16 protein-coding genes and 1 pseudogene are annotated in these 21,954 nt (G+C 38.4%); 10 read left to right on the forward strand and 7 right to left on the reverse strand.

All coding sequences use genetic code 11. From position 1 onward, the window contains the following. Positions 1–150: 150 nt before the first annotated feature. The 6 genes and pseudogenes from sucC to ACHFIY_RS09810 form a co-directional block, all read right to left on the reverse strand. A complete protein-coding gene (sucC, locus tag ACHFIY_RS09785) occupies positions 151–1,362 on the reverse strand; it encodes an ADP-forming succinate--CoA ligase subunit beta (RefSeq protein WP_410845903.1) in 1,212 nt (403 codons plus the stop codon). Positions 1,363–1,731: 369 nt separating this feature from the next. Next, positions 1,732–3,183 (reverse strand): annotated as a pseudogene (locus ACHFIY_RS09790) (DUF4365 domain-containing protein). A gap of 57 nt (positions 3,184–3,240) precedes the next feature. Then, positions 3,241–4,149, reverse strand: a complete 909-nt coding sequence (ctlX, locus tag ACHFIY_RS09795) for a citrulline utilization hydrolase CtlX (protein ID WP_410845904.1) — start codon at positions 4,147–4,149, stop codon at positions 3,241–3,243. A gap of 53 nt (positions 4,150–4,202) precedes the next feature. After that, entirely contained in the window at positions 4,203–5,654 is a 1,452-nt protein-coding gene (locus tag ACHFIY_RS09800; protein ID WP_410845905.1) for an arginine deiminase family protein, read from the reverse strand. 36 nt (positions 5,655–5,690) lie between these two features. Then, positions 5,691–6,389 (reverse strand): spheroidene monooxygenase, encoded by a 699-nt coding sequence (locus ACHFIY_RS09805; protein WP_410845906.1) that lies wholly within the window; start codon positions 6,387–6,389, stop codon positions 5,691–5,693. A gap of 391 nt (positions 6,390–6,780) precedes the next feature. Next, positions 6,781–7,377 (reverse strand): peroxiredoxin family protein, encoded by a 597-nt coding sequence (locus ACHFIY_RS09810; RefSeq protein ID WP_410845907.1) that lies wholly within the window; start codon positions 7,375–7,377, stop codon positions 6,781–6,783. A gap of 1,008 nt (positions 7,378–8,385) precedes the next feature. Here ACHFIY_RS09810 and ACHFIY_RS09815 point away from each other — a divergent pair. Next, entirely contained in the window at positions 8,386–9,648 is a 1,263-nt protein-coding gene (locus tag ACHFIY_RS09815; RefSeq protein WP_410845908.1) for a toll/interleukin-1 receptor domain-containing protein, read from the forward strand. A gap of 699 nt (positions 9,649–10,347) precedes the next feature. Here ACHFIY_RS09815 and ACHFIY_RS09820 read toward each other — a convergent pair. Continuing rightward, the gene (locus tag ACHFIY_RS09820) at positions 10,348–10,566 is read right to left on the reverse strand and encodes a hypothetical protein (RefSeq protein WP_410845909.1); all 219 of its coding nucleotides are present in this window, start codon (positions 10,564–10,566) and stop codon (positions 10,348–10,350) included. Between the two features lie 254 nt (positions 10,567–10,820). Between ACHFIY_RS09820 and ACHFIY_RS09825 the strand changes: the two genes are divergently transcribed. The 9 genes from ACHFIY_RS09825 to ACHFIY_RS09865 all read left to right on the forward strand — a co-directional run bounded on the left by ACHFIY_RS09825 (position 10,821) and on the right by ACHFIY_RS09865 (position 21,582). After that, positions 10,821–12,584, forward strand: coding sequence for a DUF4331 domain-containing protein (locus tag ACHFIY_RS09825; RefSeq protein ID WP_410845910.1), 1,764 nt, complete (start codon positions 10,821–10,823; stop codon positions 12,582–12,584). Positions 12,585–12,603: 19 nt separating this feature from the next. Further along, the gene (locus tag ACHFIY_RS09830) at positions 12,604–14,868 is read left to right on the forward strand and encodes a DUF4331 family protein (protein WP_410845911.1); all 2,265 of its coding nucleotides are present in this window, start codon (positions 12,604–12,606) and stop codon (positions 14,866–14,868) included. Between the two features lie 199 nt (positions 14,869–15,067). Beyond that, a complete protein-coding gene (locus ACHFIY_RS09835) occupies positions 15,068–16,414 on the forward strand; it encodes a tetratricopeptide repeat protein (RefSeq protein WP_410845912.1) in 1,347 nt (448 codons plus the stop codon). A gap of 130 nt (positions 16,415–16,544) precedes the next feature. Continuing rightward, entirely contained in the window at positions 16,545–17,213 is a 669-nt protein-coding gene (locus ACHFIY_RS09840; RefSeq protein ID WP_410845913.1) for a HupE/UreJ family protein, read from the forward strand. A gap of 54 nt (positions 17,214–17,267) precedes the next feature. Further along, complete coding sequence (locus ACHFIY_RS09845; RefSeq protein WP_410845914.1) at positions 17,268–17,480, forward strand: hypothetical protein; 213 nt, start codon at positions 17,268–17,270, stop codon at positions 17,478–17,480. Next, positions 17,465–17,848, forward strand: a complete 384-nt coding sequence (locus ACHFIY_RS09850; protein WP_410845915.1) for a type II toxin-antitoxin system VapC family toxin — start codon at positions 17,465–17,467, stop codon at positions 17,846–17,848. The genes ACHFIY_RS09845 and ACHFIY_RS09850 overlap by 16 nt, the downstream gene beginning before the upstream one ends. Positions 17,849–17,880: 32 nt before the next feature. Then, positions 17,881–18,582, forward strand: coding sequence for an urease accessory protein UreH domain-containing protein (locus ACHFIY_RS09855; RefSeq protein ID WP_410845916.1), 702 nt, complete (start codon positions 17,881–17,883; stop codon positions 18,580–18,582). 93 nt (positions 18,583–18,675) lie between these two features. Next, positions 18,676–19,044: a hypothetical protein gene (locus ACHFIY_RS09860; RefSeq protein ID WP_410845917.1), complete on the forward strand. Its 369-nt coding sequence runs from the start codon at positions 18,676–18,678 to the stop codon at positions 19,042–19,044. Between the two features lie 276 nt (positions 19,045–19,320). Next, complete coding sequence (locus ACHFIY_RS09865) at positions 19,321–21,582, forward strand: TonB-dependent receptor (RefSeq protein ID WP_410845918.1); 2,262 nt, start codon at positions 19,321–19,323, stop codon at positions 21,580–21,582. Positions 21,583–21,954 lie beyond the last annotated feature (372 nt).

Below are 21,954 nucleotides of genomic sequence, written 5' to 3' on the forward strand. Positions count from 1 at the left end.
CTTTTTTGCTATGCAGTATAATGGCTTTTTTATTAGAACAGCATTCATATACTTTATGCCTATGGTTTTTCTGGCTCACAAAAAAAGCAACCCCCATAAAATGAGTAGTTGCTTTTTTCAATAATAAAGTGTAATGTATTTATAATATAACTAAGCCACTGCTAGCTTTACCAAATCTGCTGCCTCGCTCAAAAGAATAGCAGATTGAACTTTCAAGCCACTTTCGTCAATCAATTTCTTTGCTTCGGTAGCATTTGTGCCTTGTAAGCGTACGATAATAGGTATTTCAATATTTCCTAATTTGTTGTAAGCCTCAATAACACCTGCTGCCACACGGTCGCAGCGTACAATACCTCCAAAAATATTAATCAGTATCGCTTTTACATTAGGGTCTTTCATGATAATTCTAAAGCCAGCTTCAACGGTTTGTGCATTGGCAGTACCGCCTACGTCCAAGAAATTAGCAGGTTCGCCACCAGCAAGTTTAATCATGTCCATGGTAGCCATTGCCAAGCCTGCACCGTTTACCATGCAGCCTACGTTGCCGTCTAGCTTTACGAAGTTTAGGTTAAACTGGCCAGCTTCTACTTCTGTTGGGTCTTCCTCGGTAATATCCCTTAATTGTGCTATTTCTGCATGACGCATCAAAGCGTTGTCATCAAGGTTCATTTTGCAATCCACAGCAATCATTTTCTCGTCGCTGGTTTTGAAAAATGGGTTAATTTCAATCATGTTGGCATCTAATGCAACATAAGCCTTGTACAAATTGGTTACAAACTTCACGCAGTTTTTAAAAGCCTCGCCACTCAAGCCAAAATTAAAAGCAATTTTACGCGCCTGGAAAGGAAGCAGCCCGCCACTTGGGTGTACCAATTCTTTAAATATCTTTTCTGGTGTGCTGTGTGCCACTTCTTCAATGTCCATGCCGCCTTCGGTGCTGTACATGATTACGTTTTGCCCTTTTGCCCTGTCCAGCAAAATACTTAAATATAATTCTTTTGTAGGGTTAGGCCCATCGTAATACACATCTTGAGCAACCAAAATCTTGTTTACTTTTTTACCAGCCTCGCCAGTTTGTATGGTAACCAATGTTCCGCCTAGGATGCCCGTTGCAAAACTGGCAATATCTTCTACGCTCTTGCCCACTTTCACGCCGTTCATGCCTGTTTCTATCACCTTGCCCTTGCCACGGCCACCAGCATGTATCTGTGCTTTTACCACAGCAAACTTGTTGTTGGTTTCTGTTTTTATTTGGCGGTAGGCTTCTTCAGCGGCGGCTACTGTTTCCACTGCAATACCTTCTTGAACTGGGACGTTGAATTTTTTCAACAACTCCTTGGCTTGATACTCGTGTAAATTCATATAACTAACTTAAAAATTTTGACGAAGATAAGCGAAACTACAATTGAGAAAAGGGAAATACACCGAATTTACAAACATAATTTTGACAATATGATAGGAGGTAGGCAATTGGGCAAAAAGTTGCTACAGACAGTGCGGGATGGTGAAAGATTACCTTGTTATTGGGTACGTTGCCAAGTAACGGCTTGGCGTTTGTTGAGGAATTAGCATTCCGTAAGCCAATAACCATGTTGGTAATTGCAATATTGCTGATGTTTATTAATAACCCAAATTTATAACGTCGAACCCGAACAGAAGCGCAATAAAGAACAAATGCCGAGGCAATGTTCGTCAAGCCACAATAATGCCAAACCTAATGTTGGGCGTATTTTAAATTTCGTATTTTTTTATGGAACATTTAGGTGAATCCCAGCTTTCATCGTCTAACCTGATACTTTCCCATTCATCTCCTGTATCAAATTCAAGTTCACAATATTGGTAATAACAAACTTCTGGGTCAAATATTCTCAGCATAGTAATTACGGCCATTGGATATATAATCATTTCATCAAAATCATAAGCCAATTCAATAATATTAGTAGTGTCATTATAGAGGTCAATGAATGATTTAAACATTCTCCATGATTCATCTTTGCTCTTATCTAAATGGTCAGTATGTCCAATTTCATCTTCGATTCTTCTATAAAGCTTTCGCCAATAACGTTCCCATTCATTTTGCATTATTGGAATAAATTTTGATTTTTCTATACCTGCATCAGTATATATTTCTCCCCAAATATTCTCATTTGTTCCAATATATATTTCGTCATAACTTTTGTTCTCTATATAACTTTCTAATTGTTGTGTAAGACTTTCATAGGTGCTCATTTCATAAGTTATCTTTTTAGCTTTGAAATGAATTACAGAACCCAGTATTTGAGATTCATATAGTCCTTTTTTAAGTTTACTATATAGTTCAAACGCTTTTAAAAACTCTGCATATTTTGGAATATTATTTTCTTTGTTATTATTGTCAAATATAAACTCAGCAATATTTTCTATTTGTTCATTAACAATTACATTTATTTCATCAATTAAATTTTTGAATGGTTTATCATTCTTACTTTTTGTATCGAATTTTGATTTTATGTACTCTTCGAAGTCAATGATAGAATAATGATATGCATTTTCCCATGTCAGAAAGGATTTGTCGAAATCCCATTCATTCTTTTTAGGCTTATACCCTAAATTTATTAAGGCCATCTCATTTTTATATTTAAGGCCTATATGCATATTGTTATTAGCTTCTGAATTTAAACAATACCATATAGCCAATTTATTTTTATTCCATTTAGATATAGGGAGATTTGATTTTAAACTAAAACCTGACGAAGACTTAAAACTTACAAGCCCAAAAAGAATATTTGAAATTGTTGCTTTTGATTCTTTATTCAAAACATTTTTGAGAGAAATATCAAGTTTCCAATTTTTAGGAGTCTTTGAAATATTATTTTGTGTATAATGCTGCCAAAAAATTTTCTCTGTTATTGGGTCTTGTAAAATTATAAATAAAGGATGGTTTTCGCTGACCGCATTCCAATATAAATAATGTGTTTGTGAGAAGTAAAATGTTAGACACTATTTCTTTCTTTGAAAATTAGTTTCACCGCCTTTTATTTGTAATGCAAAGATTTTTATTTGCCCTTTTTCGTCAATTGGAGTTTCTACCAAAGCGTCAATCCCTAGATCTATAATTGGTTGTTCACGAAAAATCCAACCATATTCTGTAAATAATTTTGCTGTATCATATAGAGCTTTTCTTTCGGTTTTAAAGTGATTCACAATTTCTAAGTTGAATGGAATGAAGATTCATAAATTACGCCCAACAGTTGATTTTTATCATTTTACAGGCAAATATATTTCTGCCATCATACACCTAGCACTGCCGCCGCCATTAGCCTCTATTGTAGCAATATCGCTATGTATAATGGGATTGTATTTTTCTATTGTAGTTATTTGTGCTGTGTTTAGGCTTTCAAAAGCCTGGGTACTCATTACTAAAAAAGGGTTGCCTTCTTTGTTTTGTACTTGCAGCATATTGCTAGCAAAATGGTTCATTTGGCTAAAGCTAATGTCGATGATTTCTTTGCCGCTGCTTTCCAATGCTTTTTTTAGGTACGCCCTTTCAAAATCTGCCCTTACGGAAGAAAGGCAGATAACTGCGTATTTGTCTGCAACGCACATCATCACATTGGTATGGTAAATGGCGTTGCCAGCTTCGTCATCGGCAGTGAAAGTAATTGGTGTGTAGTTCATTGCCCTGCAAAAGTCTTTAAGTACCACTTTGCTGGTACGGGGCGAAAGGCAGGCATACGCCATTTTATTTTCTCTGTCCAGCACCATGCTACCTGTGCCTTCTAAAAAAAGCTCGTTTTGCTCATATACACTCAAGTCTGTAGTGTATTTAATGATAAATTTTTGCTGGATAGCATCTAGCACATGCTGCTTGCGTTCTGGTCTCCGGTTTTTGGCAAACATGGGGTAGAGGAAAACAGTGCCATCGCTATGGAATGAAACCCAGTTGTTGGGGAATATAGAATCGGGCGTGTGTGGTTCGGGCGTGTCTTGCACTATGGTTACGTCAATGCCATTTGCTATTAATTTTTCTACAAAGCCGTCAAACTCTGATAATGCTTTTGCTTGTATTGCTGCTGTTTCAGGTGCTGCCACCTGAAAACTATTGTTCACTGCTGTTTCTGCATTATAGGCAAAACGGGCAGGGCGGATCATTAATAAGTTGTATGTCATAAGTTGTAAGTCGTAAGTGATAAGTCGTAAGCCATAAGTAGCGGGCGTAATTCCTAATTCCTAATTCCTAATTCTTCTCTCAGCACCGGCATACTCATGCAATGGAAGCCCCCCCTTGCACGGGAAAGCTCTGCCGATGGCATCAGGATTACGGTATCTGTTATTGTTGCTGCATCAATAGTACCAGCTTCCAGCCCTTCGATCAGTTCTTTGGCCTTGATGATGTTGAAGCCATTTGCTGCAAAAGCATCCGTTGTTTTATCATTCCTGTCATACGCCAATACCACCCCTTCTTTCAAAGCCAATAAGTTGCAACTGTCTGTCCACTGCTCCCTAGCACTGTAAGGAAACTCGTTGTTGCCACTAAAGATTATTTTTACTTCGCCCTCGCATTTTAAATCTGTTTTGCTGATGTCCACCAGCAAGTCTTCCAGGCTTTCAAAGGAAACAGGCTGCTCTGGTTTGTTCTTGTGGAACTGGAGTATTTTTATTTTTTCTTCTTTTTTTATTTCTAAAATGCGTTCTATTGCATTTTCATCTTCGTGCTTTACCGCCTTGCGAGAAAAATTGCCCAGCATTACCCATACATCCCGTTTTACCTGCGTAAACACGGTGTCTATGTGCATATAGTCCCTTTTTTTTGGAATTTTAATGATGCTCACCTTATCCACAATGCCCTTTTCAAACATGGTATTGGTAATTTTTACGGCGGCCTCGGCAGTTGTTCTTTCACTTACGCCTACCAGCAGGTGGTTGGGGCTTACCACCATTATATCGCCACCTTCAAGCGTTACCTTTTTGTCATCGTCTTCCTTGGGCAATAAAAAACTATACTGGCTGTCAGATAGCTCAATGATATTGCCGTGGTAAGCAGCAAATAATGGGTGGTTGAAAAAGATATATTTGGCTAGTAAAGCTTCCCTTGTCCTTGCTTTTTTGGCGGGCTTGTTCAGCAATACATAATTGTTGATGGTAATACCAATATCCCGTGTGAAAATAAAATTGGGGATAGGGGCAAACAACAATTGTTTTTCACGCGAAGTGCCAGACACGAATGTCTTTGCTAGTTCCGTAGGGCTATAAGTAAGTAGTTCTTTTTGTGCAAGGTAAGTGCAGCCTTCAATGGCACACACCGAGGAAACCAACTCTGTTTTAATGCTTTGGCTTTCCAGTATTTCTGCCAGCAGCCATTGCAGTTCTATCACGTGCTCGCTTTTATAAAAGTCAGGGTGTTCGGGTTTATAAAACGCCCTTTTGTTTTCAGGTGCATCGATGCTGGTCAGCTTCCCTTTTATTTTTTCGGGGTCAAGAAAATATAGCAATATCTTGGTATAATAGTCATATTCGTTCCTGCGGATAGTGTCTAAATGCACAATGTCTTCAAACAGCCAGTCTTGTGCTTTTGATGGCACTACCTTGCCAAGCCCGCTATCAGGGCTATGTACCAACAGCCTTTTTAAAGTGCCTACTTCCGATGTAACCGATACTTGTAATGGAGTTGCCATTGATTGATAATTGATAATTATTGCTTAGGTACAAACTTATGCTTTTTCGGCTATCACCTGTTTTCCATTGAGAAAACCCTTGGATGATAGGGGGATAAAACGGGTAAACATATCCTCGCTGTACCAATCTTCTTGCTTGGTTTTGCGAATTACTTGAGTATGGGCTTTCATGTTATAGGCAAAACTTTTCATGTGGGCTTTGCTTTCCCAGATGCTAAAGGTCGCTTGTTTAATGAAAGGTATCTCTCCAATGCCAACAGAAGCGATAAGGCCATCTGCATCTTTTAATTGGTGGGATACAGCAGGCGTATTTTTCCAAAAGCTACTAAGTTTTCCCAGGCGTATGGTAGCCCTAGTAAGCACGGCAATTGGTCCATTATAATCTGTTTGTTTTGGCAATTTTCCAAAAGCCTCCTTGCTATCCCAGGTGCCATGCCCTTCTATTGGTTGCAACCAGATTGTAAAAACCTCTGCATTAAAAAAGCGGTACCATTGCTTTAGAAAAGCAGGTATAGGTATAGGTGTAGGTGTAGATGTACTAGGATAAACTGATAAAACCGCCCATTGCCGCCAATCGGGGGTTTTGTCGAAGCTGCCGTTTTTGCCACAACCCATTAATTTATAAAAGCTAATTTGTTTGTTGATAAACAAAGGGATATGGAAGATGGCCATTGAAAAAATACCCACAAAGCCCATGTATCTTGGGTATCGGGCGATGGTAAGCGTACAAATCATTTGATAAAAATAAGCAAAATGCAATTGCAGCAAAGGCACAAAGGCTTAAAGAAGCACAAAATCTAATATTTCACGCATTCTTAAAATGATATATAATTTACTGTAATCCAAAAGAGCAATTCTATGCGGGGGTATATTCCGCCATAGGTAGCCAAAATTTTGCAATTGAAGCGTTTTAAACAAATGTTAGCAGTTATTAATCTTTAACAATCAAGGGTATTTTTTTGTCCCCAAATGTCCAATTTAAGTCCTTTTTTTTAAGAATAGCAAATAATGTATCGGAAATATTTGTTACAGGTTGTGCTACAGATTTTTGCGTGGATAGTAACATAAAATCTGCCCTAAGCAAAGATTTTCGATAGTAATACTGGTTTTGCTTGATAGGCTTGCACTACAAATGATTCAAAATATCTTGGACAGAAGCACGCAATTTATAATCTGGATTGAAGAATACATATTTTACGGTTCGATCTTTCCCTATTACATACGTTGAAGGTACTGGAAGCGTGTTACCATTACTGCCATTAACTACTGTAAAATCTATTTTATATTTTTTGTACGTTTCCAGCATTTTTCCTTCTACGGCATAGTTCACTTTATATGCTTTTAAAATAGATAAATCCTTGTCGCCGATAACGGGAAAGGTTGCTTTTGTTTTATTAACTGTTTTAGTTACATTTTCTATTGTTTCTGGTGAAATAGCAACTACAGTTGCCCCTTTTGCGGTAATTAATGAAAGCGAATCATTAAGATGGCTCAATTCTTTGTTGCAAAACGGGCACCATTGGCCGCGGTAGAAAACAATAACTACTTCCCCCTTTTTCAGCTCCTTTTTTAGTGAAAAGGGTTTGCCAGCATTGTCTATAGCTTTAAAGTTGGGTGCCATATCACCTACTTTTAATCCTTCGGGGTAAACGACGTCGTTTTTTTGTGCAAATAATGTCAAGATAAACATACTAAACGCCAAAGTAAAAAGTGTTTTTTTCATTTTCAATAATTGTAGTGTTAATAATAAAGGGTTTATTTTTATTTTTTAAGCTCCCCTTGCATATTTATACGCCATGATCCGATTTTCCTTACATTTTTTGTTACAAAATATAAGTTCTATCTTTCATTCTGCTTGGCGTACACTCCTGTCTATATCAAAGCGTTTTCAAATCGCCTGAGTTGCATATAACCCTAGCTATCGCACAGTCCCCTGATATATAATCTTGGTAAGTGCTATTGCTTTTTTTGTGATGAAATTTAATACATAGCCAAAGCTGGTTTTTTTTCTGCTTCCGAGTGCATAAAAGTTTTTTGCCTTTTAGTAAAAAATCACCCTGGCACAACCCTGCTCCCATCTGGCCTCACTTATCCCGAAAGGCCGGAACAAATACTCCCAAGTGAGAGGGGGCAAGAAGATAGAGTGAAAAACGAGTACACTTATACAATTTTTATACTATTTTTTTTGCTGGTTTTTTATTAAAATAGTTTCAGTTTTGCCAATTTTGAACCTTTTTGCCGTTTCAGTTTTTTTTTTTCAAATCCTCATTTTTTTGTAACCCATTGATTATCAATACTATTAGCGAATTTTTAGTAGAAAAAAAAAGTATCATTTTATGATATTTTACTATCATAAAATAGTACCAAAATAATACCAAAATGATAGTAGAATAATAGTTTTATGATAATAAAGTGATTATTTATTGATAACGGATTATAATACCCTAATTTTTAGAAACTACTATTTTAATATTAGAAAAAAAAGAACTACGATACTGCTGCCTGAAAACTAGCTTTGTAAATGCTTTGTATCAAGTGCATTTATAGCACAAAGATAAGGTTTTTTATAGATTGGGGGGTATCAGGACAAAGCGAAAAAGTTTTATGCACCCGTTAAAAAGTGATGGGGTAATGTTGTATTATTGTGGTGGTGATATTGGGTTGAGTTAAAAGAAAAAGTAGGGAATATTAACTAGTTGACTGTTGCCTTAAAAAACTTACCAAAGAGAAAATGATAAATCAAGAAGACTTATATCAATATTTACTAAAAGAACAATGGAAAGAAATAATTGATATTCTTTATAAAGAGAAAGAAAATATTAAAAGCGATACCTTGCTAAGCGTTGCTTCAAAAACATTTGAAACGGAATTTTTAAGTAAAGTAAAAAATTATGATATTTTAAGGTCAGATATTACTCAACATTTGGAAATACTCTATACACTTCATTACGGAAAATTTTACTCACTGACGGACGATAATTACAAATTTTTAATTCTTGAAATTGTAAAGCGAAAAACACTTAATCAAGCCTATGGTTATGCTACAATTTTTCCAGATGAAGAAATTTGTAAAAAGGTAATTTCAGAATATAATTTTCAAAAAGTAAAGGAGCAAGGGTATAAGTTAAAAGAGCCTAAAATATTGCCCAAAAATTGGATTGAAATATACAATAGACTTTTTGAAATCATAAATAATCAAGCAGATACTGCAACATATTTTCCAGGCCGACGGTTTATTGACACAGTAAGGCAATATGAACCATATTTCCCAGACTATTCTCAATTTATTAACCAAAGAAATGTAGAGGGCAAAAGCATAAGTAGAAAAATATTCTATTATGATATTTTATTAGGACTAACCGAGGATGTAAGACAAAAAGTAATTAGTCGCATTTTGGAAATATTAAGACCTTTTGAAAATGAAAAAGTAATACAAATTGAGAATATTTTAGAAAACAGAGAACAAACATTTAAAGAACACATTCCTTCAAATTCAAAGGTAAGAAAGCCAACCGTCTTTATATCTTATTCATGGGATAATGAAGAACATAAAACCTGGGTTTTAAATTTAGCAAACAAACTTTGTGTTGACGGGGTAGAAGTAATTTTAGATAGATACTTTTTAAGGCCAGGGACAAATTTGCCACATTTTGTTGAGAAAAATTTAGACAAAGCTGATAGAGTAATAATAATATTTACACAGAATTACAAACTTAAAGCAGATAAAAGAACGGGTGGAGTTGGGTATGAATATTCAATTATGAACGTTGAGCTATATAATAATCAAACTTCTAACGATAAAATAATACCAATATTGCGACAAGGCTCAAAAGAAGAAAGTATTCCGACCTTTATGCAGCAGTTTATACATATCGACACAAGAAATGACGACAACTTTGAGAATAGTTATAATGACTTGATAAGAGAAATATATAATGAGCCAGAAATTCAAAGACCTGAAATTGGAGTGAAGCCTACATTAGGTCGCAGCTAGCACTAGCTCTGCTTGGCTTAGACTCATGTCTAAGTCATAGCGTTTGCAAATCTACCGATTTGCGCATCCCAGCTAGTCCACATGAAACTTAGTGTTGGCATAATCCGCAACTTCCCGAAAGTTTAAACTTTCGGGAAGTTTGGTATTTAGAAGTTTAAGGTTGAACACAAGAAAACTAATTATTTTACTTCAACCCAATGCCAGCCAAAGGCGGCAGGTTTACAAGTAGCTTATAACATTAAGAGGGTTCATCTAGCAATAGTACAATAAATAACTTTTTCAAAATGCTAATATATTTAGTTTATCTTCGTGCAATATTTAGCTTAAAGCATGGAGAAAAACAACCCAAGCTAAATCGAAGTTCTTTTTTTACTAATATTAAAATAGTTGTAGTGCCAAAATAGGGTTTTGTTTTATGGGCATAAAATCACTCACAAATCACTCACTTTTTCTCACAAATCACTCATAAATCACGCACAAATCACTCAAAAAGTACGCACAAAACACGCACAAAATACTCATATAAATTTGTCGATATTGTTGATAATCAATGGTTTAAATGAGTGAACGCGATTTTTGAAAAATGACAAGCGAGGAAAAAAGTCCGAAAAAAGGCAAAGCTGAAACTATTTTAATAAAAAAACTGATAAAATGGATATTGAAAAAAAAGTGCAAGTATTTTCGTTTTGCCTTTCACAGCTAGTCCACGTTAAAACTCGTGTTGCTCAACTTGGCGTAGGCTCCCGTCTTCGTCAAAGCGTTTGCAAAACTCCTGAATTGTGTATCCACCAAACTAACGTACCAGCCACTAATACTTGTATAGATGTTACATGCAAAATCTCTACCTAAGCTCAAAACAATATTAATGGGTAATAAATACCCCAGTTCTTCTTTGCGTGGCGATATATCCACGGCCATTATGTTAATAAAACCATTTTTGTTTGATATGTAAATATTGTTTAAATGAAAAGTTTAAACAATTGTAGCTAACATATAAATAATAGTAATAAGGATAGCATTGGCATTTTTTTTGTTAAAACGGGAGGGGCTAAATGTGTGGGAATACCCTTGAAAAAACATTTAGATAAGTTAAAACCATTTATTTATTCCTTTCGTAAGTATTCCTGCCATTTAATCAAGGCCTTTCTTTTTAATCGTTAAACAATTAATTTATGAAAAAAATTTTTCACTCTTTTGGATGGAAGCATTGCATGGTGCTTCCATTGGCTTTGCTGCTAAACATAGCAGCAAATGCTTCCTCGCACAGGGAAGCACCGTTGATTGCCAATGACCCATTGGCCGACAATACAGACGTGTATGCCTTCAGGAGTCCTGATGACACAAGTACAGTTACTTTGATTGCAAACTACATCCCTTTCCAGTTGCCGGAAGGTGGGCCAAATTATTACAGTTTCAGTCCTAATGTTAGGTATGAAATTCACGTTAAGAACAATGCCTCTACCACAGGTGACGATATTACCTATCGCTTTACTTTTTTTCAGGTAAATGAAGATTCTACTACTTTCTTCAACATCCGCCTTGGCAAGCAAAACCTAAAAACCACTTACAAGCTGGAAAAAAGCATCAATGGCGGTGCGTTTACAACAGTTATTGCTAGTGGCACGGTTCCCCCGCCAAACATTGGCCCACGCAGTATTGAAAATGCAACAGTAGGCTTAGGTACTACTTACGATGCATTGATGAATGCTGCTATTTCTACCACAGCTGCTGGAGAAAAAGTATATTGTGGCCCTGCAGATGACCCTTTCTTTGTTGATCTTGCAGGTGCATTTGATGTAGGCAACTTTAGGCCAGAAGGCAACACGACCAACCCTACTAAAGATGGTTTGGCACGTTTCAATGTGCACAGCATTGCTATTAAAGTACCTATTAAGCTGTTGCAAAAAGATGGCAAAACAGTAGATCAAGCAACTAGCATATTAGATGGTAGCTTTGTAATTGGCGTATGGGCCAGCGCAAGCCGCCAGCAAATTAAAACTTTGTCTGCCGCAGGAACTGGAAGTTATTCTGGCAATTGGGTACAAGTTTCTCGTTTAGGTATGCCATTAACCAATGAAGCAGTGATACCAATTGGTTCTAAAGACAAATGGAACACGGTAAAAGCCAACACAGCCACAGAAGGTGACTTTATCCCTTATTTCAAAAATCCTGAATTGGCTTTGTACATGGACGATTCTCAATTTGGTGGTGCTGTGCCTTCGATGAATGGGTTGCGTATCCAAAGCAAATCTTTAGGCGCATTCGATTTCAGGAACGGTAAAAAAGGATTGTATGGCCTTAAAGGCTCTCCAGCTGTAAAAGGTACTGCTTTGGACGATGCCATATTTGGTACCATTTTATTACCAGACAGTACTAGCCCAAGGGCGGTTGACTTATTGCCAATTTTCTATACAGGCGTGCCAAACCTTATCCCTTATCAATTGGCTACTGGCAAAGCTGGCGGAAGCCCATTGGCTGTTGGCAAACCATTTATAAATAATTTCCTGCCTACATTGGGTGATATGCTCCGCTTGAATATGGCTGTACCTATTACACCAAGGAATAGCAAAGACTTCAGTTCTTTGGGTATTATCCAAGCAGCGGTTTTAGGCTTGACTGATGCACGATATACTGCAAGTGGAACTGCGATGCAATTTATCCCTAATATGGACGGTTTCCCTAACGGCAGAAGGCTGGAAGACGATGTTACTACTATTGAACTGCAAGCGGTATCTGGTGTAGCATTAGCTGCAATAGGTTTATGGTACGATGATTATGTACCTGGAACTACACCAAGCCCTGTAACACCAAGGTTGGTAAACGTACTCAGTTTTAGTGCTGGCGTTACACACAACGATACCACTTTTAAATCGTCTTTCCCTTATGTACAAGCGCCATGGAGAGGGTATGATTACACTGCACAAACAAGGTTCTAACCATTAAAACATATTTATTATGAAACAAATTGTAAAATTGCTTACAGCCTCCATGGTTTGTTTGGTTATGACCCAAACCATTGCAAAGGCTTCATCGCATAGGGAAGCACCGTTGATTTCCAACGACCCTTTAGCCGATAACACAGACTTATACGCTTTCCGTAGCCCAGTTAATACAGACAATATTGTGCTGATAGCCAACTATATACCTTTTGAGCACCCAGCAGGGGGCCCTAATTGGTACACATTCGGAGAAAATATCCGTTACGAAATACACATTAAAAATCAAACCAGTACAACTGGTGATGATATAACCTATCGTTTTACGTTTAAACAAGTGAATGAGGATTCTACAACTTTCTTCAGTATACGTTTAGGTAAACAAAATTTAAAAACCACCTATACATTAGAACGAAGCATTGCAGGTGGCGTGTTTGTGCCAATTGTAATAAATGGTGTAGTTCCACCGCCAAATATTGGCCCTCGCTCTATTGAAAACGCAACAGTAGGTTTAGGTGCTACAAGCTACGATTCATTGATGAAAAAAGCAATTGCTACAGCAACAACAGGCGAAAAAGTATTTGCAGGCCCTGTTGACGATCCTTTCTTTGTTGACCTAGGTGGCGCATTTGATGCTGGAGGGTTTAGGAAAACTGGCAAGGATGGCTTAGCGAAATTCAATTGCCATTCATTAGTAATTGAAGTGCCTATTTCAACCTTGCAAAAAGCTGGCAAAACGGCTGCATTGGCCGCTAATATCCTAGATCCTGATTATGTAATAGGCGTGTATGCAAGTGCAAGCCGCCCATCAATAACAGTTTTGGACTCAACAGGAGGCAAACCAACTGCTTCTGGCACTTGGATACAAGTTTCACGCTTGGGTATGCCTTTAACCAATGAAGCGGTTATTCCAATTGGGCAAAAAGACAAATGGAATGCTACTGCTACCAATAGTGCTGGCGAAGGCGATTTTATTCCTTATTTCAAAAACCCAGAATTGGCTTTATACATGGATGATTCTCAATTTGGCAAAGCTGTGCCTGGCATGTCTGATTTGAGGATACAAACAAAATCTTTAGGTAGCTTCGATTTCAGGAATGGCAAAAAAGGATTGTATGGCTTAAAAGGTTCGCCTGCTGTAAAAGGCACTGCATTGGACGATGCTATATTTGGTACTATTTTATTGCCAGACAGCACTAGCCCAAGGGCAGTGGACATATTGCCTATTTTCTATACTGGTGTGCCAAACTTAGCCCCATATCAATTGGCAACAGGTAAAACAACTAGCCCATTGAACCCAGGCAAACCATTCATCAACAACTTCTTGCCAACCTTGGGCGATATGCTCCGCTTGAACATGGCTGTGCCGCCAACACCAAGAAACAGTGCAGACTTTAGTTCGTTGGGTATCATCCAAGCAGCAGTTTTGGGCTTGACAGATGCACGTTATACTGCTAGCGGAACTGCATTGCAATTTATCCCTAATATGGATGGTTTCCCCAATGGTAGAAGGCTGGAAGATGATGTTACTACAATTGAGTTGCAAGCCGTAGCTGGTGTAACACTTGCCGCTGTGGGCCTTTGGTACGATGATTATAATGGCACTGGCAGCCCAGTTACCCCCAATTTATTAAGTGTAGTAGGATTTAATGCAGGTATTACGCATAATGATACTACTTTTAAAGCAAATTTCCCTTATGTGCAATCACCATGGAGAGGCTTTAATGGTCCAGGCTATGTAGGCCCAGTTAATACACCATTACCAGTAAGTTTTGTTGACTTTAATGCAAAAGCAACGAGCGGCAAAGTAGTACTTACATGGGATGTTGCCAATCAGGTGAATAACGACCATTACGAAATAGAACAAAGCACTGGTGGAAGTGTTTTTGCAACCATAGGAAAAGTAAAAGCTACTGGTGCAACAAGCTATACATTTACGGATGTTAGCCCATCTGCCAAAGTGGTTAATTACTACCGTATCAAGCAAGTGGATGCTGACGGGAAGTTTACCTATTCTCCTATACGCTCTGTGAAGTTTGATGCACAAGTTGCATTTACTGTATCGCCAAACCCCGCTACCAATTACATTAATGTGTACGGTAGTGTTGGCAGTCCTTTAAACATCCATCTTTACAATATAAGTGGAAAAGAATTGGCTGTGAAAACACTTGGGGCAAATGGTGCTGCAACCTTTAATGTGGCTAGCCTTGCAAAAGGTATCTATATTGTGGTAGCAGAAAGCAATGGCGTAAGGGTTCAAACTAAAAACATAGTAAAGGAATAATAAGGTATTGATATATCCTTGATAAATAAGGCCCGGTAGCTTGCTACCGGGTTTTTTTTATAATATTATAGAGAGGTATTCTATCTTTACGCAAACCATATTGAATAAAAAAACGTATTTGATAATAATTGAAAATAAAAAACAAACCCTTCTCCGAGGGATATTTAACCATCTGTTCATCTGAAAAAACTTCACGAAAATGAAAAAAAATCAAATTTACCTATTAAGCATTGTTGTGTTTTTTGTAGCAGTAACTGCTATTGTTTACAATTACAATCAAAAACAAAAACAAAAAGAAGGAACCGTTTATGCCTTGCTAGATAGGAAAGGCCCTGCCGCCAATAGCAAGGAATGGCTTGAAGTAAAGAAAAAAGCTGACGATTTAATGAAAGCCCTTGCAGCAGACCCTACTGATACAAAAGCATCTTTAAAATTAGCCGCATTATTCATCCAAGAAGCCCGTGAAACAGGTAATTTTGTGTATTATGATATGGCTGCCATGCACCAGCTAAATGGGGTGCTAAAAGCTGAACCTAGTAATTTTAATGCCTTGGTTTTTAAATCATTGATTCAAATGAGCCAGCACCATTTTGCAGATGGGTTGGTTACTGCACACCAAGCACAGGCTATTAACCCATACAATGCCTATGTATATGGCCTGTTGGTAGATGGCAATGTAGAAATGGGCAGTTATGATTCAGCGGTAGGTTATGCCGATAAAATGGTATCTGTTCGCCCAGACCTTACTTCTTATTCCCGTGTATCTTACCTAAGGGAAATATATGGCGACTATCCCGGCTCTATCAAAGCCATGAAAATGGCCGTGGAAACAGGAGGCGCAGGGGATGAGCACACCGAGTGGACAAGGATGCAGCTGGGAAATTTGTATGAAAAAGTAGGCGATTTTAAAAAAGCAGATACCCTGTACAATTATTCTTTGGCTTTAAGGCCTGCATACCCTTATGCTTTGGCTGGCTTGGCAAGGGTTGCTATGGCAAACGGTGATTATAAAAAAGCGATTGCTTATTATCAACAAGCGGATTCTTTGATAAATGACAACTCCCTAAAAGAAGAATTGGTTGACATTTACCGCCAAACAGGCGATACTAAAAAAGCAGATGAAACAGCCAATGCCGTAATTGCAGACTATAGCAAAGATGCTCAAGCAGGCGTGAGTGATGAAAACATTGGCCACTATGCCGATAAAGAACTGGCTTATGCATATTTAAAAGTAGGCAATACCGACAAAGCACTGGAACATGCCATGCTGGAATACAATCGCAGGCCAGAAAACATAGATGTAAACGAAGCGGTTGCTTGGGTTTATTACAACAAAGGTGATTATGTAAAAGCATTGCCGTACATAAAAACAGCCCTGAAAACCAATTCAAAAAACCCAACTTTATTAAGCAGGGCAGGGTTGATATATTATAAAAGCGGCGACAAGGCTACTGCAAAAACTTTATTGCAACAAGCTACCACTACCAATGCCTATATTGGTTATGCACTGCGTACAGAAACTACGGCCGCTTTGAAAGCTATTTAAATAGGCAAATGGGTAAGGAGTATGTAGGCAGATAGATTATTGTTTGTACAAAATAGCTTACCAGTGATACACTTCTTATAACTTATAATTCATAACTCATAATTCATAATTCCTCCCTAATTTGCCCTCAATGAAACGCAACTATTGGCAGCTTGCAGGCTTACTATTATTGTTGGTGCTATTATCGGGCAATCTATTTGCCCATACGGTTAATTATTCCCTAGAAAAAGCACCTACTGAAAATGTAGTCATATTCTACTTGAAATTAGGGTTTACACATATCATCCCACAAGGGCTAGATCATATCTTGTTTGTAGTAGGGCTTTGTTTGCTCAGCAGGAAAGTAAAAGTCATTTTATGGCAGGCTACCGCTTTTACGGTTGCCCATTCTATAACGCTTGCTTTGAGCATGAAAAGTATTATTGTAGCACCTAGTGCGGTGGTAGAACCCATTATTGCCCTCTCTATACTCTTTGTCGCCATAGAAAATATATTATTGACAGAATTAAAACCTTGGCGGATTGTCCTTGTGTTTATGTTTGGGTTGATACATGGAATGGGCTTCGCTAGTTCCCTTAATGAAATAGGCTTGCCTAGGAATAAATTTGCCCTGTCTATACTATCCTTCAATGTTGGGGTAGAGCTGGGGCAAATCAGCATTATTATAGCTGTTTTTAGTTTAATTGTTATCCCTTTTGGCAAGAAGCCCTATTATAAAAAATGGGTGGTGTATCCACTTTCCAGCTTGATTGCCTTGGTTGCTTTGTTTTGGACAGTGCAAAGGGTGATGGCGGTTTAGTTCAAAAAAGATAAAGAAAAACAACTACCTTGCAAATAGCAAAAAATGTGAAGGATGCAAACTGTATTAGTAGAAATAGAAGATAACAAAGCATTCGCCCTGCTGGAAAATCTGGAACGATTGAATATCCTGAAAATAGTAGCGGAAAAAGCACCTCGCCCAGCAACTCGGCTTTCTGAGAAATATAAAGGTGTTTTTACTAAAGAAGATGCAGAAAGCTTTGATAAACATACACAAAATATGCGCAACGAATGGGAAAGTATTTAATGGATAATAATGCCATTTCTCATTTCTTTTCGGGTACTTACACAGAAAGTGGATTGGATTTTATATCGAATATCATAGATGATATTCCTAATATTTCCGTAATTACACAAATTGAGGCACTTTCATGGATACAAGCAGACAAAAAGAAAGAACGAATTATAGCTGAATTTATAGCTGATGCCCATGTATTTATACTGACTAATGAGATAGTTGAAAAATGTATCGCCATTAGGCGAAGCAAAAAAATAAAAACTCCCGATGCGATAATTGCAGCAACAGCCATTGAACATAATCTTACACTTGTTTCTAGTGATAAAGGATTCGATAATATAAAAGATTTAGTTGTTATTGATCCTAATTCATTCTAAATAAACATATAGTTTACCAATCACTTTAATGGATGCATACAGAAATAGGTTTATTGTTATTGGCAGCCGTTACTGTGGCTTGTTTGCATACGGCCATGGGGCCAGACCACTACCTGCCATTTATTGCCTTGTCAAAATCAAGGGGCTGGAAATTCAGGAAAACATTGCTGTGGACAGTAGTTTGCGGCTGCGGTCATGTATGGAGTTCTGTGTTGCTTGGCCTTGGTGGAGCCGCATTGGGCTGGAGCTTGGCCAAAGTGAAATCTTTAGAAAATGTACGGGGCGGTATTGCTGGCTGGGCATTGCTGTCGTTTGGCTTGGTTTATGGCATTTGGGGCTTGTATCGGGCATATCAAAACAAACCGCACAAGCATTTTGATACTTTTGATGATGGGGAAATTTATGTGTACGAGCATAAGCACGGCGCAGCAGTGCAGGCAGCCGAAAGGCACAAAGTAACGCCTTGGGTCATGTTCATCATTTTTGTATTAGGCCCTTGCGAGCCGATGATACCCTTGTTGTTTTACCCAGCTGCAAAAAATTCTTGGCATGGAATGTTGCTGCTTATACTTGTTTATACGCTTTTTACATTGGCAACAATGGTGGTAATGGTGGTGCTGGGCTATTATGGGCTTGCCTTTGTGCAAACAGAAAAATGGGAGCGGTACATGCACGCCATGGGAGGCTTAACCTTGTTTGTTTGTGGGGTGGGCATGGTGTTTTTAGGATGGTAAAAGCAAGACTGGCAAAATGTTTGTAATGTTTAAAACTATACTTGTCTCGAAACCGTAAGTGTTGCATAATCATAGGTTTATTGTTATAAAAACATGAGAAAAATAATTGCATACTTGGTTTTAATGGCTTACAGTGCTACTGTAACCATGCCAGTTTTGCCTTATTTTACCGATTTCCTAGCGCATACTTTTTGGCTATACCAGCATATCTCCACGGTCCATTATGAGCATGGCCAATACCATACGCACTACCAATCAATAGAAATACAAAAGAAAGCGGATCCAGAAAAAGGCACAGCCCAAGGTAAATTCCCTTCATCTTCAAATGAGCACATCGTTTTGGGAGTAGATTATAATTCCCCTCATATTCATTTCTATACTATTGAAAAGCCATTGGATAATTTTTCAGTTTTTATTCCCCATAGCAACTTATTTACTGACTATCCTCCACCCAAAGCTTAAATTTCATATAGTAACATTCATACTACAATACTTCTTTAGCACCAAATTGGTGTTGGAGAGGGGCTTCGTATTGGATTTTATTGTCACTGTGTCTCCACTCGCTAATAACCTAAAAGGTAACGTATAGGGGCTGGGCTTGCCCTGGTCTGACTTAACGTTTTTTTTGCAACTATGGGTTATGACGTGCCTATTAATTTGCCTTTATTGGAAAGGGTAGGGGCAAGCCTTGCCCCTAAGGAAGCCCGATATTTTTTAACCTAACAAATGCTTTAATAAATGATAAAATATATAATCCCCATTTTTTTCTTACTCTTATCAATCTCCGCTATTGCCCAGCAAAATATTCAGGGTAATGTAGTGGATGCTGCCACCAACCAGCCAATAGAAGGGTGTAGCATCACTTTACAGCCAGCCAATATCATTGCCATTACCGACATAAGGGGGCGGTTTAGTTTCAAAAATAAAACGAAAGCAGGTATTACCGTTTCGGTAAATTGCATTAGCTATGCTTCCCAAGTATTGCCAATTGCAGCTTTGCAGGCAAAGAATGCCATTTCCCTTGCCGCCAAACAAGTGTCGTTGCAGGATGTAACCGTTGTAAACAATGCCGGCAACCAATACAAGCCCATTAGCAAAACAGATATTGCCATGCGAGGGGTAAACAATTCCCAAGAAGTACTGCGTATTATCCCCGGCATTGTCATTGGCCAGCACCAAGGTGGCGGAAAGGCGGAGCAAATATTTCTGCGGGGCTTTGATGCCGACCATGGCACCGACTTTAGCGAGGCAGTGGATGGCATGCCCATCAATATGGTGTCCCATGCGCATGGGCAGGGCTTTGCTGACAGCCATTTTATTATCCCCGAAACCATCGAAAGCGTTGACTTTAAAAAAGGCCCCTACACAGCATCCAAAGGCGATTTTTGTACTACTGGCTTTGTTGACTTCAATACCAAAAATGCACTTAGCAGCAATGTGGTAAAGGCAGAGCTGGGTATGTTTAACACCTACAGGGCATTAGGCATGTTTAATTTGCTCAACAAAAAAGCAAAGGAAAAACAACAAAGTTGGTATGTGGCATCGGAATACCGCTATTCAGATGCGTATTTCGATAATCCACAGCATTTCAAGCGTTTCAATTTGTTTACCAAATATACTGGCAAGTTATCTGCGCATACTTACCTCACGGTTTCTGCAACTACTTTCTGGAGTAAATGGGATGCTTCTGGCCAAATACCAGAGCGTGCGGTGGACAAGGGCATTATTGGTTTTTATGGGGCAATAGACCCGTATGAAGGTGGCATAACCTACCGCACCAATGCCAATGTGCAATTAGTTACCACTTTGAACAATGGTGGGCTGATTAAAAACCAGTTATACTATTCCAACTATCATTTTGACCTCCACACCAATTTTACTTTTTATTTGGTAGATACCGTTAACGGTGATGAAATAAGGCAGAAAGAAGATAGGGATTTGGTGGGCTACAATGGCAGCTACACACATACTGGCTATGTAGGCAATGTAAAATTGGCTACCGAGGCCGGCATTAATGTACGGGCAGATTTAACCCACAATACAGGCTTATCCCATACCGTAGATAGGTACACTACCCTTAACCAAATAAAACTGGGCGAAATCAGCGAGCTAAGCATTTCCCCATACCTAAGCGAGACTTTTAGCTTCAACGAGCATTTTAGCATGAATGCGGGGCTACGTTTCGACCAGTTTTACCATCGGTACAACAACCAATTGGCAAGCGACACCACACTGCCCGGCATAGGCGTATATAAAGCACAGGCCAATACACTTAGCCCTAAGCTAAATTTCTATTACCATGTAAACGACAGGATGCAGTTTTACCTCACCACGGGTAGGGGCTTCCATTCCAACGACACAAGGGCAGTGGTAGTAACCAATGGGTATGAAATATTGCCTTCAGCTTATGGGGCAGATTTTGGTACTGTTGTAAAACCAGCCACGAACTTGCTGTTGAACGCCGCCGTTTGGTATATATACCTTGGGCAGGAGTTTGTATATGGGGGCGATGGGGGAGATGTGAGTTTTAACGGCAAGACTAAAAGGGTTGGCTTCGACTTTTCTGGCCGCTACGAACCCATTAAGTCTTTGTATATAGATGTGGATGTAAATTATGCCCACGGCAGGGCAATCGATGAACCTAAAGGGGCAAACTACATACCCCTTGCACCCGTATGGACAAGCACTGGCGGCATTACCTACACCCCAAAAAAAGGCGTCAATGGAAGCCTCCGCTACCGTTTTGTAGGAAATAGGCCGGGCAATGAAGATTATAGCCTTACGGCTACTGGCTATTTTATTACAGATGCCGTAATAAACTATAGCACAGGAAAATGGGAGTACGGTGTAGTAGTAAACAATGTGCTGAATACAAAATGGAAAGAAACCCAGTTTGACACAGAAACACGCCTAAAAGGCGAACTCGCAGCCGTTGATGAAATGTGTTTTACACCGGGTACGCCGTTTTGCTTAAAGGCTTCGGTAATGTATAAGTTTTAGGCATTTAGGTGCTTGCCATTAAGGCACTAAAACACAAAGCAGCACAAAGGTTCTGCGCCTAACTAGCCCCAACACCGACCTCACCACAGCCTTCTCCAAAGGGAGATGGGGCAAGAACAAGGTAGAAGGAGCAAAATCAAAGGAGGGAATGTGAAGTACTAAGCGAAGATTTGAAATGGGTTCTTTTTTTTTTTTCGTGATTTATTTTTTGCCATTTTTATTTTTTTGCTTGTAACTCATTGATATTCAGTTGTTTATGTTTTTCAAGCCTCATTTTTTATGATAATTTAAGTGAATTTTATGATAGTTTATTGATAATGGAATGATAGTTTTATAATAAGAAACTAATAATTTATTGATAATAAACTGAAA

The sequence above is a fragment of the Parasediminibacterium schistidii genome (genome assembly GCF_046546515.1).
In the GTDB taxonomy this organism is placed as follows: Bacteria; Bacteroidota; Bacteroidia; order Chitinophagales; family Chitinophagaceae; genus Parasediminibacterium.